The following is a 14056-nucleotide window of genomic DNA, read 5'->3' on the forward strand; positions in this document are numbered from 1 at the left end:
CCGTGATCGGGATGTGGGCGCGCATAGCCGCAGTGGCAAGAGAAGGCAAGTTGGACTCCGGAGACGCGTCATGGGCCCGGCGAGAACGGCCGCATTGAATCACCTCCGCCAGGACCTATTTCACTTTCCGTGATTTCCGAGCCGCCGGGTTCCACCCGGCTCGAATTCCCTCTAGATCGCCAGCGCAATGATCCCCTTCCGCAAGATGCACGGCCTCGGCAACGACTTCGTCATCATCGACGCGCGCGAGCAGGCGGTCGAGATGGACGCCGCGCGGGCGAGGAGGATCGCCGACCGGCACACCGGCATCGGCTGCGACCAGCTGATCCTGATCGAGCGGTCCCAGGTTGCGGACGTGCGGATGCGGATCTGGAATGCCGACGGCGGCGAGGTCGAATCCTGCGGCAATGCGACGCGCTGCGTCGCCTTGCTGCAAGGCGGCGAGGTCACGATCGAGACTGCCGGCGGAATTCTGCGCGGCCGGGCGGACGGCAGCGGCGCGACGATCGAGATGGGTAGCCCGCGCTTCGGATGGGACGAGATCCCGCTCGGCTTTGCGATGGATACGCTGAACATGCCGGTCGGCTGGGAGGATTTGCGGAACCCGTCGGCGGTCAACGTCGGCAACCCGCATGTGGTCTTCTTCGTCGACGACCCGGACGCCGTCGAGCTCGAGCGGCTCGGCCCCCTCGTCGAAAATGATCCGCTCTTTCCGGAGCGGGTCAACGTCAACGTCGCTTCGATCGACGGGGACTCCATCCGCCTGCGGGTGTGGGAGCGCGGCGCAGGCCTGACCTTGGCCTGCGGCACCGGCGCCTGCGCGACCGCGGTGGCCGCCATCCGTCGCAAACTGGCCCTTGGCGCGGTCGAGGTGCGGCTTCCCGGCGGGACGCTGACAGTCGATTGGCAGCCGGGCGGGACGATCCGGATGACCGGCCCCGCCACCCACGTCTTCACCGGCGAGCTGCCGTCGTGAGCGGCCCCGAGATCATCACCTTGGGCTGCCGACTCAACGCCGCCGAAAGCGAGGCGATGCGCCGCCTCGCCGCGACCGAGCATGATCTCGTCATCGTCAACAGCTGCGCCGTCACGAACGAAGCGGTGCGCCAGACGCGCCAGGCGATCCGCAGGGCCAAGCGCGCGCGCCCCGACGCCCGCATCCTGGTCACCGGCTGCGCCGCCCAGATCGAGCCCGAGACGTTCGCCCGGATGCCCGAAGTGGCGCGCGTGCTCGGCAATCGCGAGAAGATGGAAGCAACCTCCTTCGGCACTTCCCCGCGAATGTTCGACGAAGCCCCGGCCGAGGTCCGCGTTTCCGACATCATGTCGGTCCGCGAGACGGCGTCGCACCTGCTGACCGGCTTTTCCGAGCGTGCGCGGGCCTTCGTCGAGGTGCAGAATGGCTGCGACCATCGCTGCACCTTCTGCATCATCCCTTATGGCCGCGGGAACAGCCGATCGGTGCCGGCCGGATTGGTGATCGAGCGGATCCGCTCGCTGGTCGCCGAGGGCCACAAGGAGGTCGTTCTCACCGGCGTCGACGTCACCAGCTACGGCGCCGACCTCCCCGGCGCGCCCACGCTCGGCCGACTGATAGAAAGGATCCTGACTTACGTGCCCGAGCTTCCGCGGCTGCGCCTGTCTTCGCTGGATTGCATCGAGATGGACGAGCGGCTGTTCGCCCTGGCTACCGAAGAGCCGCGCTTCATGCCTCACCTCCACATGAGCTTCCAGGCCGGCGACGACATGATCCTGAAACGGATGAAGCGCCGGCACAGCCGGGCCGACGCGGTCCAGACGGTGGAGCGCTTGAAGGCGAAGCGGCCGGACATCGCTATCGGCGCGGACCTGATCGCCGGATTTCCCACGGAAACGCAGGCGATGCACGCGAACAGCCTCGCCCTGATCGATGAATGCGACATCGTCATGGGTCACATCTTCCCTTATTCACCCAAGCAAGGCACGCCGGCGGCACGAATGCCGCGGGTCGATCCGCAGGCCGTGAAGGCGCGCGCGCGGGCGTTGCGCGAAGCGACGGCCCGCCGGCGGCGGACATGGCTCGAAGGCCTTGTCGGCAGCCGCCAGACGGTCCTGATCGAGCGCGTGGAATCGGGGCCGGGGGGAGGAAGCGGCCACGCGGAGAATTTCGCGCCAGTGCGGGTATGTGCGGGCGCCGACGTCGGGGGAATGATGGAAGCGAGGATTACCGGCCTCGAAGGCGACATGCTGCTCGGGGTGCCGGCATGACCGACCTGCCCTGGTACGAACGCGTCCGCTCGGGGTTTCGCAAGACCTCGGACCGGCTCGGCGACAATCTCACCGGCCTGCTCAACAGAGCGGCGCTCGACGAGGAATCGCTGGACGAGATCGAGGAGGCTCTGGTCGCCTCCGATCTCGGCCCCGCCACTGCCGCCAAGGTGAGGGCCCGGCTGGAGGAGGAAAGGTTCGAACTCGGAGTCACCGAGGCGGCCGTTCGCGCCGTTGTGGCGCAGGAGCTGGAGAAGATCCTGGCTCCGGTCGCCGAGCCGCTCGAGATAGACGCCTTCCCCCGGCCGCAGGTCATTCTGGTGGTCGGCGTCAACGGATCCGGCAAGACGACGACGATCGCCAAGCTCGCCCATCTGTTCCAGGAGCAGGATTATTCAGTCCTGCTCGCCGCCGGCGACACGTTCCGCGCGGCGGCCATCGAGCAGTTGAGGATTTGGGCGGATCGGGCCGGCGTGCCGGTCATCGCGGGGCCGGAAGGATCCGACAGCTCGGCAATCGTCTATGACGGGGTCAAGAAGGCGACGGCGGAAGGGATCGACGTTCTGATCGTCGACACCGCCGGCCGTCTGCAGAACAAGAAGCATTTGATGGACGAGCTTGCCAAGATACGCCGGGTGCTGGGCCGGCTGAACCCGGCCGCGCCGCACGACGTCGTATTGGTGCTCGACGCCACCACCGGCCAGAACGCCTTGAGCCAGATCGAGGTGTTCCGCGAGGTGGCGGGCGTTACCGGCCTGGTCATGACCAAGCTAGACGGGACAGCCCGCGGCGGCGTCATGGTCGCCGCGGCCGATCGCTACGGCCTGCCGATCCACGCGATCGGAGTGGGCGAAGGCATGGACGACCTCCGCCCCTTCGACGCCGCGGAAGTGGCCCGCGCCATATCCGGAGTGGCGGCATGAGCGAGTCCAGGACAGACGAGACGCCGAAGGTGCCGGCCGGACCGAGCGCCGGGGCGCGACTCCTGATCGACCTCGGGCCGCTGCTGGCTTTCTTCCTCACCAACTTCCTGGCGCCGGTGCCGGACTCGCTGAAGATATTCGTCGCCACCGGCGTGTTCATGGTCGCGATGATGATCGCGATGCTGGTCTCCCAGCTCAAATATCGCCACATCTCGCCCCTGCTCTGGTTCTCCGGGATCATGGTCGTCATGCTCGGTGGGCTGACCATCTGGCTGCACGACGAGACTTTCATCAAGATCAAGCCGACAATCTATTATTGCGTGGTCGCCGCCCTGCTGACGTTCGGCCTGGTCACCGGACGCAACCTCATGAAAATGGTGCTCGGTACCGTCTATCCCGGCCTTTCGGACCGCGGTTGGCACCTGCTGACCCGCAACTGGATCCTCTTCTTCGTGGTGATGGCCGCTCTCAACGAGGCGGTGTGGCGATCAACCTCGACCGACACGTGGGTCGCGTTCAAGCTCTGGTTCACCCTTCCGGCCACCTTCCTGTTCGTCGCGGCGAACGTTCCGATGTTGATGCGGCACGGATTCGCTCTCGAGGCAGCGAAGGAAGAGCCTCCGATCCCGCCAACCCAGTAGAAGGAAGACAATGGCGCCGGTCATATCGATCAGGGGACTGAGCAAAACCTATGCCTCCGGGCTGCAGGCGCTCAAGCCGCTCGACCTGGACATCGAGCGCGGCGAGATCTTCGCGCTGCTGGGGCCGAACGGCGCCGGCAAGACGACGATGATCAGCATCGTGTGCGGGCTGGTCACGCCGAGCGCCGGCACCGTCACAGTCGACGGACACGACATCCTTCGCGACTACCGCCAGGTCCGTCGCAAGATCGGCCTGGTCCCGCAGGAGTTGCACACCGACCAGTTCGAATCGGTATTCGCGACCACGATGTTCAGCCGCGGTCTGTTCGGATGCCCGCGCGATCCGTCCTACGTCGAGAAGGTGCTTCGGGACCTGTCGCTGTGGGACAAGCGCGGCGCCAAGATCCGGGAGCTGTCGGGCGGGATGAAGAGGCGCGTGATGATCGCCAAGGCGCTCGCCCATGAGCCCGAGGTGCTGTTCCTCGACGAGCCCACCGCCGGGGTCGACGTCGAATTGAGACGCGACATGTGGGAGCTTGTGCGCAGGCTTCGCGAGCGCGGCGTCACCATCATCCTCACCACCCATTATATCGAGGAGGCCGAGGAGATGGCCGATCGGGTAGGGGTGATCAACCGCGGCGAACTGATCCTTGCGGAGGAGAAGAATGCGCTGATGGCCAAGCTCGGCAAGAAAGAGCTGACGCTTCAGCTCGCCGAGCCGCTCGCCGCCATCCCACCCGAGCTATCGGAGTGGAACCTGGCGCTGAACCAGGACGGCCACGAGCTCCAATATATCTTCGACGCCAAGGCGGACCGGACCGGCATTCCCTCGCTGCTCGCGCGGCTCAGGGATCACGGCATCGCCTTCAAGGACCTCAACACGCGCCAGAGCTCGCTCGAGGACATTTTCGTCAGCCTGGTCAGCGACCGAAGGGGAGAGTGAGCGCCATGAACTTCAACGCGCAGGGTGTCTGGGCGATCTATCGCTTCGAGATGCACCGCTTCATGCGGACCTTGTGGACCGGACTTGCGGTGCCGGTGATCACCACCTCGCTCTATTTCATCGTCTTCGGGGCGGCGATCGGATCGCGGATGACCGAGATTGGCGGCGTCCCTTATGGATCATTCATCGTGCCCGGGCTGATGATGCTGTCGATGTTCACCGAGAGCATATTCAACGCTTCCTTCGGAATTCACATGCCGCGCTTCACCGGCACGATCTACGAGCTGCTGTCGGCCCCCCTCTCGCCACTCGAGATCGTGCTCGGCTATGTCGGCGCCGCCGCGACCAAGTCGATCACGGTGGCGCTCGTAATCCTCGCCACCGCCAACCTGTTCGTCGACGTGACGATCGCGCACCCGCTGCCGATGATCCTCTTCCTGGTTCTTATCGCCGCGACCTTCTGCCTGTTCGGATTCATCATCGGGATATGGGCAAAAGGATTCGAGCAACTCCAGGTGATCCCCCTGCTCATCGTCACTCCCCTCACCTTCCTGGGAGGTGCCTTCTACTCGATCGACATGCTGCCCGAGCCGTGGCGCACCGCCACCCTGTTCAATCCGGTGGTCTATCTGATCAGCGGGTTCCGCTGGACCTTCTTCGGCACGTCCGATGTCGGCGTCTGGATCAGCCTGACGGCCACCTTCGGCTTCTTCCTGCTCTGCCTGGTGATCGTCGGATGGATTTTCAGGACGGGCTATCGGCTGAAAAGCTAGGACCCTAGAGCCGCCGGAACATGACCAGGGCGTCCACATAGCCAAGGGCCGGGTGTTCGAAGGCCCCCGGCAGTCGACCGACGATCTCAAATCCGAGCGATTCCCACAGCTTCACGGCTCGATCGTTCGAGCTGACGACGAAGTTGAATTGCATGGCGCGATAGCCGCGCTGCCGCGCGTGCTCCAGGGAGTGCAGGCACATGGCGCGAGCGACGCCGCGACCGCTTGCGGCCGCGGCGGTCATGTAGCCGCAATTGCAGACGTGCCTGCCGCCGCCGGCCTGGTTGGGGCGGAGATAGTAGGTGCCGAGAATCTCGCCGCCTTCCGCTGCGACGAACGTCTCCCGGTCTTCGCCCATCCAGTAAGCGATGGCTTGGCTCTCGGTCATGTCCCGATCGAGCGCATAGGTCTCGCCGGCGCGAATCGTCGGGCCGATGATACGCCAGATCGAGGCGGCATCGTTCAAGTCGGCGGGGCGAATATGCATGGCGGGTCGAGGCCCCCGGTTCGGCCCCTCTTCAGGGGAAAGTTTGGGTGGTGACGACGCAAGGCACCCTGCGGGCTCCCGCCCGTCGAGCGCCTCGTCCGAAAGGAAGGAGCATGTTGGAATGAAGAAGGGAGACGGCCTGCCTGCCGCCTCCCCTCGTCGCGGTTCGTGGCGACAGGGCGCTCAGCCTTCCTGGTCGGCCCTCGAGACGCCGTTGCCGTCCAAGTTCTGGGCGACGAACTCCCAATTGACGATGTTGCCGAGCACCTTCTCGGCAAAGTCCGGGCGGGCGTTGCGATAGTCGATATAATAAGCATGCTCCCAGATATCGAGCGTCAGGAGCGGCTGCATTCCGTCATAGGCGACGGGCGTATCGGCATCGTGCAGCGAGGTGATCTTCAGCGCGCCCTGGTCGAGCACCAGCCAGGCCCAGCCGTTGGAAAAGTGACCGACCGCTTCCTCCTTCAGCTTGGCGAGGAGGTTGTCGCTCGAGCCGAAGCTCTCGTCGATCAGCTCGGCGAGCCTGCCGGTCGGCCGCTGACCTTCCGGGGCAGCCAGGCACTGCCAGTAGAAGCTGTGGTTCCAGATCTGCGCACTGTTGTTGAACAGCGGCGCGTCCCCTTTCTCCTTCGCGGCCAGAATGACCCGGGAGAGCGATGCACCCTCCAGTCCCTTGGCGCCGAGCATGCCGTTCGTCTTGTCGACATAGGCCTTGTGGTGCTTGCCGTGATGATATTCGAGCGTCTCGGCCGACATGAATTCGCCGAGCGCGTCGCGGGAATAAGGCAGATCGGGAAGCCGAAAGGCCATGGTTGATTCCTCCTTTTGATGTGGGTTTCCCGCTAACGCTCACGAGACCCGCTTTGCACCCCCTTTTTTCCGTTTGAACGATGAATCGGGGCAGCCGAGCCACGGCGGCCGCCTCCGGCTCTCCTGACGAACGGCTCCGATTCAACGGGTGACGACGCGGAAGCGGCGCAGCTCGAGCCGCGGCTCCTCCCACCCGGGCGCAAGTTCGCTTGCCCTCCGATAGTCCGAATAGGCCTCGCGAACATTGCCGAGCGCTTCATTGGCGACGGCCCGGCCGTAATGCGCAAGCGCCGGCCGGCTGGTCTCGTGCTGAAGCGCCAGGCTGAAAAGTGGCAGCGCCCGGCCGGGATCGTTGAGCCGGATCATGAGGGCGCCCTTGTTGAGATAGGCCTCGGGCTGCTCGGGATCGAGTTCGATCGCCCGGTCGAAATCGGCCATCGCCTCCTCGACACGATTATGGCGCAGCCGCAGGATACCGCGATTAACATGGGTGGCGACGGTGTCGTAGAGGCTGAGCGACGTCTCGCCGAACGCCTGATCGCAGTGCCGCAGGTCCTGGAAGGTAGGCTGCAGCGGCGAATCCGCGGCCTGGATGCACAAGCGGGCCGAGCTGCTGCCGATGACGGTGACCGAGGCGAGGGCCGGGACCGGAGACGCCGCGAGCAGGGCGGCGACCGCTACGCTGCTCTTTGCCATAGTCGACTCCTTCAACCATGGGCGAGCCCGACAATAGCATGAAAGCAACTGGAATTCATGCCGAAATGCCCCTCTCTGGCGTTGCCGTGGCATCCAGGCAGCGCGCCGCCCAATCCACCGGCGGCGTCGTTGTGGCGGATTTCTGATCGATGCTGCCTCCAAGCTGCTCGCAGTGGAGAGCAAGCGATCCTATGTCAGGACGGACCGCCCGTTCGCCGCCCAGACTCTTGATCAGGGCCGCGGATCGTCAGGAAAGGAAGAATGAAGATGACCGACCAGATCGCCCAGGATCGGACGACCTTCGACCTCACGCCGCCGACCGAGAGCCAGTTCCAGGCGCTGGCCGCCGATCTGAACGAGCAGCAGCGCCAGGTGCTCCTCGCGCACGGCACCGAGGCGCCGTTTTGCGGCACTTTTCTCGACGAGAAGCGCGAGGGCCTGTTCACCTGCCGGCTATGCGGCCTCCCCTTGTTCAGCGGCGGCACAAAGTTCGAGAGCGGCACCGGCTGGCCGAGCTTCACCTCCCCGTTCGCTCCAGGACATCTGGAGCAGATCCGGGACACCAGTTACGGCATGGTCCGCATCGAAATCGTCTGCGGCCGGTGCGGCGGCCACCAGGGTCATGTCTTTCCGGACGGTCCGCCGCCGACCGGAGAGCGCTATTGCATCAATTCGGTGTCGCTGGAGTTCACGCCGAAGGGCGAACCCCTCCCCGACAAGCTCGGCCGCGGCGCGCCGGAGGGTCAGGTCTGGCCGGGATGAGGCTCGGATCGAGCATTATGAAGTCAGGCGAATGCGCCTGACCACTCGGAAGATGCCGCAGCTCGCCAGCTTCTAGGCCGACCGAGCGAACCAGATGACATGGCGGGGGCCCTTGCCGTTGCTCCGCGCCCGCACGACGACCTCCTCGACCGCAAATCCGGCCGCCCGGAGCCTGCGCGCGAATGCGGCATCCGGAGCCGCCGACCAGATCGCGAGCACGCCGGATGGCCTCAGGGCCGCTCTTGCCGCCGCCAGGCCCGACAACGAATAGAGTCGCTCATTCGCATCGCGAACGAGCCCGTCGGGACCATTGTCGACATCGAGCAGGATCGCGTCATAGGCGTCACGTCCTTCGTCGATGAGCGCCGCGACGTCTCGCTCGACCAGATCGACGCGCGGATCGTCCAGGCATCCGGCGGCAAGCTCGGCCATAGGCCCCCTTGCCCATTCGATGATTTCGGGCACGAGCTCCGCAACCGTCACCCGGGCCTCGGACGGGAGCACCGCCAGAGCCGCGCGCAGGGTAAAGCCCATGCCATAGCCTCCGATCAGGAGACGAGGCGCGACGCGGTTGCGCAGCCGTTCACAGGTCATCACGGCGAGGCTTTCTTCCGACCCGCTCATCCGGCTGCTCATCAGCTCGTTGCGGTCGAGCACGATCATGAAGTCATCCCCGCGCCGGAACAGGCGGAGCGCCTCGCCTCCCGGCACCCTGGCCGTTCCGATCAGCTGCCGTGGTTTCATCGAGCCTGCTCCAGATGGGTCGTCACGTCGCCCCTTCCGCCGCGGAACCGCCGAGCCGGTGACGCCATTTTGAGGGCATCGTCAATCGCACGAGCACAATTTCCCACCCGCAAGGCTTTGGGGACTCGCATTATATGCCCTATCGGCGTAACCGCCTGCGATCCTCCGCCAAAGCAGGAACCAACCACTCTCATGCCTCCGTTCAAGCAACCGACCTTCCAGGAGCGCGCCGCCCTCGCCGCCAAGGCCAAGCAGGCGGCGCTGGAAAATTTCCGCGCCAAGCCGCCAGTCGACGAAGCGGCGCTGGCGGAGCGCCGTGCCGCACGCATGGCCCGGGAAGAGGCCCAGGCGAAGGCGCGGGAGGAGAAGCAGGCGGCGCGCGAGCGGGAGAAGGCCGAGAAGGCGATGCGCGCGGAAGCGGCCGTTTCCGCGACCGAGCCGGCCAAGACCGAGGCCGAGCTGAAGGCCGCGCGGGACGCCCGGTACGCCGCGCGGAAGAGCCGCAAGGGCAAGCGGTAGAAGAGCGGCAGCGCTTCGCTTGGAGTGGTGAGCCGGATCATCAGGGCGCCTTGGCCGAGATGCGCCTAGAGCTGCTCCGGGCCGAGCCCGATCTGCCCTCCAACCCAATTTTCGCCTCGTCGATCCGATTGTGCCGCCGCCGCAGGATGCCGCGGTCACGTGAATGGCGACGGGTGTCGTAGGTCGCCCACGCACCTTTTCGGGCGATGGGCGGCTGCTCCAAGATCGTATATGCTCCGGCTCGGCTTCCGGAGGAACGGGCCGTGCAATCTTTCCTGCATTGCGTGACGCGCTGGCTGGCGATCGCCTCGCTCGTGGGGGCCACGGCGTCCGTCGAGGCGAAGGTCGACGCGCAGCCGCAGACGACGCATTCCGTCGCCTCCGCCAACGGCGTTCCGATTGTCTATGAAGTCCATGGGATCGGGGAGCCGACCCTCATCCTCATCCACGGCTGGTCCTGCGACCGGAGCTATTGGTCCTCCCAGCTCGGCCCGCTGGCTGAGTGGTACAAGGTGGTGGCGGTCGACCTCGGCGGGCACGGCGAGTCGGGCGCCGGCCGCCGCGCCTGGACCATCGATTCCTTCGGCGAGGATGTCGCAGCGGTCGTCGCGCAGGCCGTTGAGGGCGACGTCATTCTCGTCGGACATTCGATGGGCGGCGACGTCGCGGTCGCCGCCGCCCTGCGACTCGGCGACCGGGTGAAAGCCATCATCTGGGTCGACACCTATCGGCAATTCGGGGCCCGGCGCTCGCCCGAGGACATCGAAATTCTGGTTCGGCCGTTCCGCGACGATTTCGCGGCCACGACGCGGGAGTTCGTGCGCGGCATGTTCCCAGCGGGCGCGGACCAGGCCCTGATCGAACGGGTTGCGGAGGATATGGCCTCCGCCCCACCCGAGATCGCCGTGCCGGCGCTCGAATCCTCGCTGAATTACGGCAGGACGATCACCGAGACGATCCGCGGCCTAGAAGCCCCGATCGTCGCCATCAACGCCGAAGCCTCGCGACCGGACGCGGAGTCGCTGAAGGCCCACGGCGTGGACGTCGTCCCGACGACCGGGGTCGGCCATTTCATGATGATGGAGAATCCACAGTCCTTCAACACGCTCCTGCTCCGGATACTCGAACGCTACCGGTCACGTGACGGCGGTGATCGCTAGACCAGCGTCGGCCGCAGCAGGTCGCCCGGCGCGCCCGTTGCATCCGCTTCGGCCGCTGCTAGTTTGACGGTTCTCGGAACGCCTGAAAGGCCGATGATGCCGACGGAGCTCTGGGTTCTCGGGTGGGGCTGTATCCTGGCCCTGGTGCACATCTTCGCCGCCGTGCGCGCCAAGACCCGGCAATATGGGACGAAATGGAACATGAGCGCGCGGGACGAGGCGCTTCCGCCGCTGCAGCCGCTCGCAGGCCGCCTGGCCCGAGCTCAGGCGAATTACTTCGAGACCTTCCCGATCATGATCGCGGCCGTCCTGATCGCCGTCGTCGGCGACCGCACCAGCGACGTCACCGCTGCAGGCGCAGGAATCTGGCTCGCCGCGCGTATCGTCTATCTCCCGCTCTACGCCGTCGGCATTCCGGTGGTGCGAACGATCTGCTTTCTGGTCAGCGTGGCCGGAATTCTGATGGTGCTCGTTCCGGCCCTCCTTCACTGAGGCCGGCCGGGCTGGAGGGAAGCTAGAAGAACAGTTTGCGGAAGCTGATGCGGATGGAACGCCCGATCGGATCGAGCAGATCGGGCTGGTAGCCGATCGGCACCACGCCGGCGGCGTCGCGCACGTCGAGCCGCTGATCGAAAAGATTGTCGACCGCCAGCGTCACCCGCGAGCTGCGGAAGAAAGGCACCGACCGAACCAAAGCCCGTTGTGCGCCGAGATCCGCGAAGAGCCGAAGATTGACGGTCGCGAGATCGCCGAACGTCAGGTCTTGCGGCGAGGGCGCACCATTCGGATCCGCGCGCAGGCGGGTGGCGCTCTGCCAATCGACATTGAGGCGCGCGCCAAGCCCGTTGCGGCTGTAGCCGGCGCGCAGTTGCACCTCGTGGCGCGGCTGCCCGCCCCGGCCGCCGACGGCGGAACCGTCGAGCAGGTCGAGCTCGGGAACGCCCGGACGGATCAGGATCGTGTCCACGAGACGCACGGTATGGAAGAGGCTGAGCTGCACGCGGCCCTGCCGCCCACCGCCGAACCCGCGCCCGCCGCCGCCGCCAAAACGTCCGCCGCCGCGACCACCCCGCTCGCCGGCACCCGGGCCCTGCCCGCCCTCGCGGGCGCTGCGGCGCGCTTCGCGACGCTCCTCGATCTGTTCGGGCGTGAGCGGCTGACCGTCAGGCCCGATGGGCGGCGGTGCCTCGAGCGTCTCAGACCAGTTGAACCCCCAGCGGATCTGGCGCTGGCGGCTTCGCGCGAAATTGACCGGACGGCTGTCGATGCGCAGCAGATTTCCCTCGGCATCGCGTTCGAATCGGTCGGGGAATGCGGCCTCGATCTCCGGCGTCGCCGTGGGGAAGCTGGCCGTCGGATTTTCGGTCCGCTCGTCGGTGAAGTTGGCGAGGACGGTGAGGCCGTCGAGCGGCCGCACGGTCAGGCCGAGCTTCAGCTCCCGGCGATTGTCGGCGAGCAGGTCGGGATTGCCGCCCTCGATGCGGGTGACATCCACCGTCCGCCCGGTGACGAGATCGAGGACGCGGACATTGGGCGTGGCGAGGACCGGATCTCCAAGCTGCTGAATGCTTGGCGCGCCCTCCTCGTGCGTCATGGAGGCGATCAGCCTGACCTCATCGACCGGCTCCCAATTGATGCCGTAGCCGAGGGTGGTCAGCGTGCCGAAGTCGGAAAGCCGCTCGACTCGTCCGTTGGCATTGGCCGAGAGGGTACCGACCGGACTGTCGTCGAGCAGCGGCAGGTCAAGATTGGCCTGGACGTTGCCCTGATCTCGGGAAAGGCGGGTGGAGGTGACGATGCCCGAACGGGAGGATTCGCTTTCGATGTCGCGCAAATTGAAACCGGCCCCGATCGTGGCCGACACGGCACCGGCCGGAAGTTCGAACAGCTCGCCGCTCGCGGTGCCTTCGCTTCGGATCGTGCTGGCGGCCGATTCTGCTCGATCGCGGCCGACGCCGCCGGGCAGGTCCCGGTCGGTGAGCGTCGTCGACCATATACGCTCGTAACCACCGTCGAGCGACCAATTCCAGCCGGCCAAGTCGCCGTTCAATGCATAGCCGATGTCGCCGGTTCGGCTGCGGCGGTTGCGGAGCAGGCGCTGCGAGCCGTCCTCGGCGCGACCGAGCGCCGCCAGCGTGTCCTCCCCTTCCAGCTCCGCACTCAACGTCGCGGAAACATTGCCGAGGATCGTGCGGTTGTAAGTGGCGCCCAGCTCCGCCGAATCAGAGGCACTCAGCAGCGTGCGGTCGGGATCGGCGTCGGCGAGGTCGCGCTCGGTCTCGAAGAGGGGATTGGACCGCTCATATTCGGCATCGATGCTGAGACGGCTGCCTTCCGCGATACGCAGGTAATTGACGTCCGCCTCATATTCCTGGCGGCCGCCCGCGGTGGCCTGGACGGTCTCGACCTCGGCGGTGACCGCCTCGAAGCGGCGCCTCAGCACGAAGTTCACGACCTTCTGGTCGGCGCGATAGCCATATTTGAGCGCGACCTCCTCGGGCAGGATGTCGACGCGGACGACGGCTTCGGGCGGAAGATCGCGAATTTCGCGGAAGCTGCTGATGCGACGGCCGCCCAGGAGGATGACCGGCTGGCCGCCGCCGCGGCCCTGGATGCTGCCGGTGAGCGGGCTCAATTCCTCGAGCAGCTCGGCGAGGTTGGAGGCTCCATAAGCGCGAATGTCGCGGGCATTGAGAGTCACCTCGGGCTCGATGTCGCCGATGACCGATCCGCGCGGCGGCCGCCGCGTGCCGGCAACCACGATCTCTTGGTCATATACCTCCTCGTCCAGCTCCGCGTCCGGATCGAACGCCGGATCCTCGACCAGCGCCGGATCCTCGGCCTCAGCGGGCGGCACCGCCTCGCTTTGGGCGAGCACGGGCCAGGAGGCGGAGAGCAGAAGAAGAGCGAAGACAGACGCGACGGGCTTTTGCGATTTCAAATGAGAACTCCCTTTGGGGGAGCCCTTGCGGCCTGGCCGCTTAACAGTTGCCGAACCGGATGCGGACTCGTGACGCCGCCCAACGCCTATCCCGATCCGAATGCCACGCAGGCGCGACGCGCTCAGCCTCGCGTGACGAAGCAACCGGCGCAAGTCCGGCCGCGCCGGATCGGCACCGAAGAAGTCGTGCATGCCGCGCATATCGCAGCGTGGCTTGGCCGAGGAACGGTTCCTGTGCTCTATAGCCCCGCAGGAGTGTGCGCGCGCCGCCCGAATCGGGATTGCTCCAGCACGCTTGCCAGGCTCGCGCGGGCGGGCCATGCTGCCGCTATGAAGGCTGCTCCCTGTACCATCGACATGGTGTTCCCGCGCGGCTGACGCGAGGAACAAGGCTGAACCGGCGCCTTTGC

General features: G+C 66.2%; 15 protein-coding genes. 10 read left to right on the plus strand and 5 right to left on the minus strand.

The features are described 5' to 3' along the window. The first annotated feature begins 187 nt into the window (after positions 1 to 187). The 6 genes from dapF to EKM57_RS00845 are packed head-to-tail and all read left to right on the plus strand — an operon-like array spanning position 188 to position 5527. On the plus strand, positions 188 to 976 hold the full coding sequence (gene dapF / locus EKM57_RS00820; RefSeq protein ID WP_129790566.1) for a diaminopimelate epimerase: 789 nt from the start codon (positions 188 to 190) through the stop codon (positions 974 to 976). Beyond that, positions 973 to 2247, plus strand: a complete 1275-nt coding sequence (gene mtaB / locus EKM57_RS00825) for a tRNA (N(6)-L-threonylcarbamoyladenosine(37)-C(2))-methylthiotransferase MtaB (RefSeq protein WP_129790567.1) — start codon at positions 973 to 975, stop codon at positions 2245 to 2247. Before dapF ends, mtaB begins: the two co-directional genes overlap by 4 nt. After that, positions 2244 to 3170 (plus strand): signal recognition particle-docking protein FtsY, encoded by a 927-nt coding sequence (gene ftsY, locus EKM57_RS00830; RefSeq protein ID WP_129790568.1) that lies wholly within the window; start codon positions 2244 to 2246, stop codon positions 3168 to 3170. The genes mtaB and ftsY overlap by 4 nt, the downstream gene beginning before the upstream one ends. Further along, positions 3167 to 3811 (plus strand): inner membrane-spanning protein YciB, encoded by a 645-nt coding sequence (locus EKM57_RS00835; protein WP_129790569.1) that lies wholly within the window; start codon positions 3167 to 3169, stop codon positions 3809 to 3811. Before ftsY ends, EKM57_RS00835 begins: the two co-directional genes overlap by 4 nt. Positions 3812 to 3821: 10 nt before the next feature. Continuing rightward, positions 3822 to 4754, plus strand: coding sequence for an ABC transporter ATP-binding protein (locus EKM57_RS00840; protein WP_129790570.1), 933 nt, complete (start codon positions 3822 to 3824; stop codon positions 4752 to 4754). A gap of 5 nt (positions 4755 to 4759) precedes the next feature. After that, positions 4760 to 5527 carry an ABC transporter permease gene (locus EKM57_RS00845; RefSeq protein WP_129790571.1) on the plus strand — a complete coding sequence of 256 codons (768 nt, stop codon included), beginning with the start codon at positions 4760 to 4762 and terminating at the stop codon, positions 5525 to 5527. Between the two features lie 4 nt (positions 5528 to 5531). Here EKM57_RS00845 and EKM57_RS00850 read toward each other — a convergent pair whose 3' ends face one another. The 3 genes from EKM57_RS00850 to EKM57_RS00860 form a co-directional block, all read right to left on the minus strand. After that, positions 5532 to 6014, minus strand: a complete 483-nt coding sequence (locus tag EKM57_RS00850; RefSeq protein ID WP_129790572.1) for a GNAT family N-acetyltransferase — start codon at positions 6012 to 6014, stop codon at positions 5532 to 5534. Positions 6015 to 6197: 183 nt separating this feature from the next. After that, positions 6198 to 6824, minus strand: coding sequence for a superoxide dismutase (locus EKM57_RS00855; protein WP_129790573.1), 627 nt, complete (start codon positions 6822 to 6824; stop codon positions 6198 to 6200). A gap of 141 nt (positions 6825 to 6965) precedes the next feature. After that, positions 6966 to 7520 carry a tetratricopeptide repeat protein gene (locus EKM57_RS00860; protein ID WP_165357132.1) on the minus strand — a complete coding sequence of 185 codons (555 nt, stop codon included), beginning with the start codon at positions 7518 to 7520 and terminating at the stop codon, positions 6966 to 6968. A 261-nt stretch (positions 7521 to 7781) separates the two neighbouring features. Here EKM57_RS00860 and msrB point away from each other — a divergent pair, with 261 nt between their 5' ends. Beyond that, positions 7782 to 8282: a peptide-methionine (R)-S-oxide reductase MsrB gene (gene msrB, locus EKM57_RS00865; protein WP_243450836.1), complete on the plus strand. Its 501-nt coding sequence runs from the start codon at positions 7782 to 7784 to the stop codon at positions 8280 to 8282. A gap of 72 nt (positions 8283 to 8354) precedes the next feature. Here the strand turns inward: msrB and EKM57_RS00870 are convergent, their stop codons facing one another. Continuing rightward, positions 8355 to 9026 carry a spermidine synthase gene (locus EKM57_RS00870; RefSeq protein WP_129790575.1) on the minus strand — a complete coding sequence of 224 codons (672 nt, stop codon included), beginning with the start codon at positions 9024 to 9026 and terminating at the stop codon, positions 8355 to 8357. 192 nt (positions 9027 to 9218) lie between these two features. Between EKM57_RS00870 and EKM57_RS00875 the strand changes: the two genes are divergently transcribed. From EKM57_RS00875 to EKM57_RS00885, 3 genes are all read left to right on the plus strand, one after another. After that, on the plus strand, positions 9219 to 9545 hold the full coding sequence (locus tag EKM57_RS00875; RefSeq protein WP_129790576.1) for a DUF6481 family protein: 327 nt from the start codon (positions 9219 to 9221) through the stop codon (positions 9543 to 9545). A 263-nt stretch (positions 9546 to 9808) separates the two neighbouring features. Next, positions 9809 to 10705: an alpha/beta fold hydrolase gene (locus EKM57_RS00880; protein ID WP_165357133.1), complete on the plus strand. Its 897-nt coding sequence runs from the start codon at positions 9809 to 9811 to the stop codon at positions 10703 to 10705. Between the two features lie 96 nt (positions 10706 to 10801). Continuing rightward, positions 10802 to 11197 carry an MAPEG family protein gene (locus EKM57_RS00885; protein ID WP_129791018.1) on the plus strand — a complete coding sequence of 132 codons (396 nt, stop codon included), beginning with the start codon at positions 10802 to 10804 and terminating at the stop codon, positions 11195 to 11197. A 22-nt stretch (positions 11198 to 11219) separates the two neighbouring features. Here the strand turns inward: EKM57_RS00885 and EKM57_RS00890 are convergent, their stop codons facing one another. Continuing rightward, positions 11220 to 13646, minus strand: a complete 2427-nt coding sequence (locus EKM57_RS00890; protein WP_129790578.1) for a TonB-dependent siderophore receptor — start codon at positions 13644 to 13646, stop codon at positions 11220 to 11222. Positions 13647 to 14056 lie beyond the last annotated feature (410 nt).

Source organism: Sphingosinicella sp. CPCC 101087, assembly GCF_004151485.1.
GTDB lineage: Bacteria > Pseudomonadota > Alphaproteobacteria > Sphingomonadales > Sphingomonadaceae > Allosphingosinicella.

Excerpts from the sequence above, each read along its gene's own strand:
- EKM57_RS00845 (WP_129790571.1), top strand. The coding sequence starts at position 4,760 with ATGAACTTCAACGCGCAGGGTGTCTGGGCGATCTATCGCTTCGAGATG.
- EKM57_RS00850 (WP_129790572.1), bottom strand. The coding sequence starts at position 6,014 with ATGCATATTCGCCCCGCCGACTTGAACGATGCCGCCTCGATCTGGCGT.
- EKM57_RS00855 (WP_129790573.1), bottom strand. The coding sequence starts at position 6,824 with ATGGCCTTTCGGCTTCCCGATCTGCCTTATTCCCGCGACGCGCTCGGC.
- EKM57_RS00835 (WP_129790569.1), top strand. The coding sequence starts at position 3,167 with ATGAGCGAGTCCAGGACAGACGAGACGCCGAAGGTGCCGGCCGGACCG.
- EKM57_RS00885 (WP_129791018.1), top strand. The coding sequence starts at position 10,802 with ATGCCGACGGAGCTCTGGGTTCTCGGGTGGGGCTGTATCCTGGCCCTG.
- msrB (WP_243450836.1), top strand. The coding sequence starts at position 7,782 with ATGAAGATGACCGACCAGATCGCCCAGGATCGGACGACCTTCGACCTC.
- EKM57_RS00860 (WP_165357132.1), bottom strand. The coding sequence starts at position 7,520 with ATGGCAAAGAGCAGCGTAGCGGTCGCCGCCCTGCTCGCGGCGTCTCCG.
- EKM57_RS00875 (WP_129790576.1), top strand. The coding sequence starts at position 9,219 with ATGCCTCCGTTCAAGCAACCGACCTTCCAGGAGCGCGCCGCCCTCGCC.
- EKM57_RS00840 (WP_129790570.1), top strand. The coding sequence starts at position 3,822 with ATGGCGCCGGTCATATCGATCAGGGGACTGAGCAAAACCTATGCCTCC.
- EKM57_RS00870 (WP_129790575.1), bottom strand. The coding sequence starts at position 9,026 with ATGAAACCACGGCAGCTGATCGGAACGGCCAGGGTGCCGGGAGGCGAG.
- dapF (WP_129790566.1), top strand. The coding sequence starts at position 188 with ATGATCCCCTTCCGCAAGATGCACGGCCTCGGCAACGACTTCGTCATC.
- ftsY (WP_129790568.1), top strand. The coding sequence starts at position 2,244 with ATGACCGACCTGCCCTGGTACGAACGCGTCCGCTCGGGGTTTCGCAAG.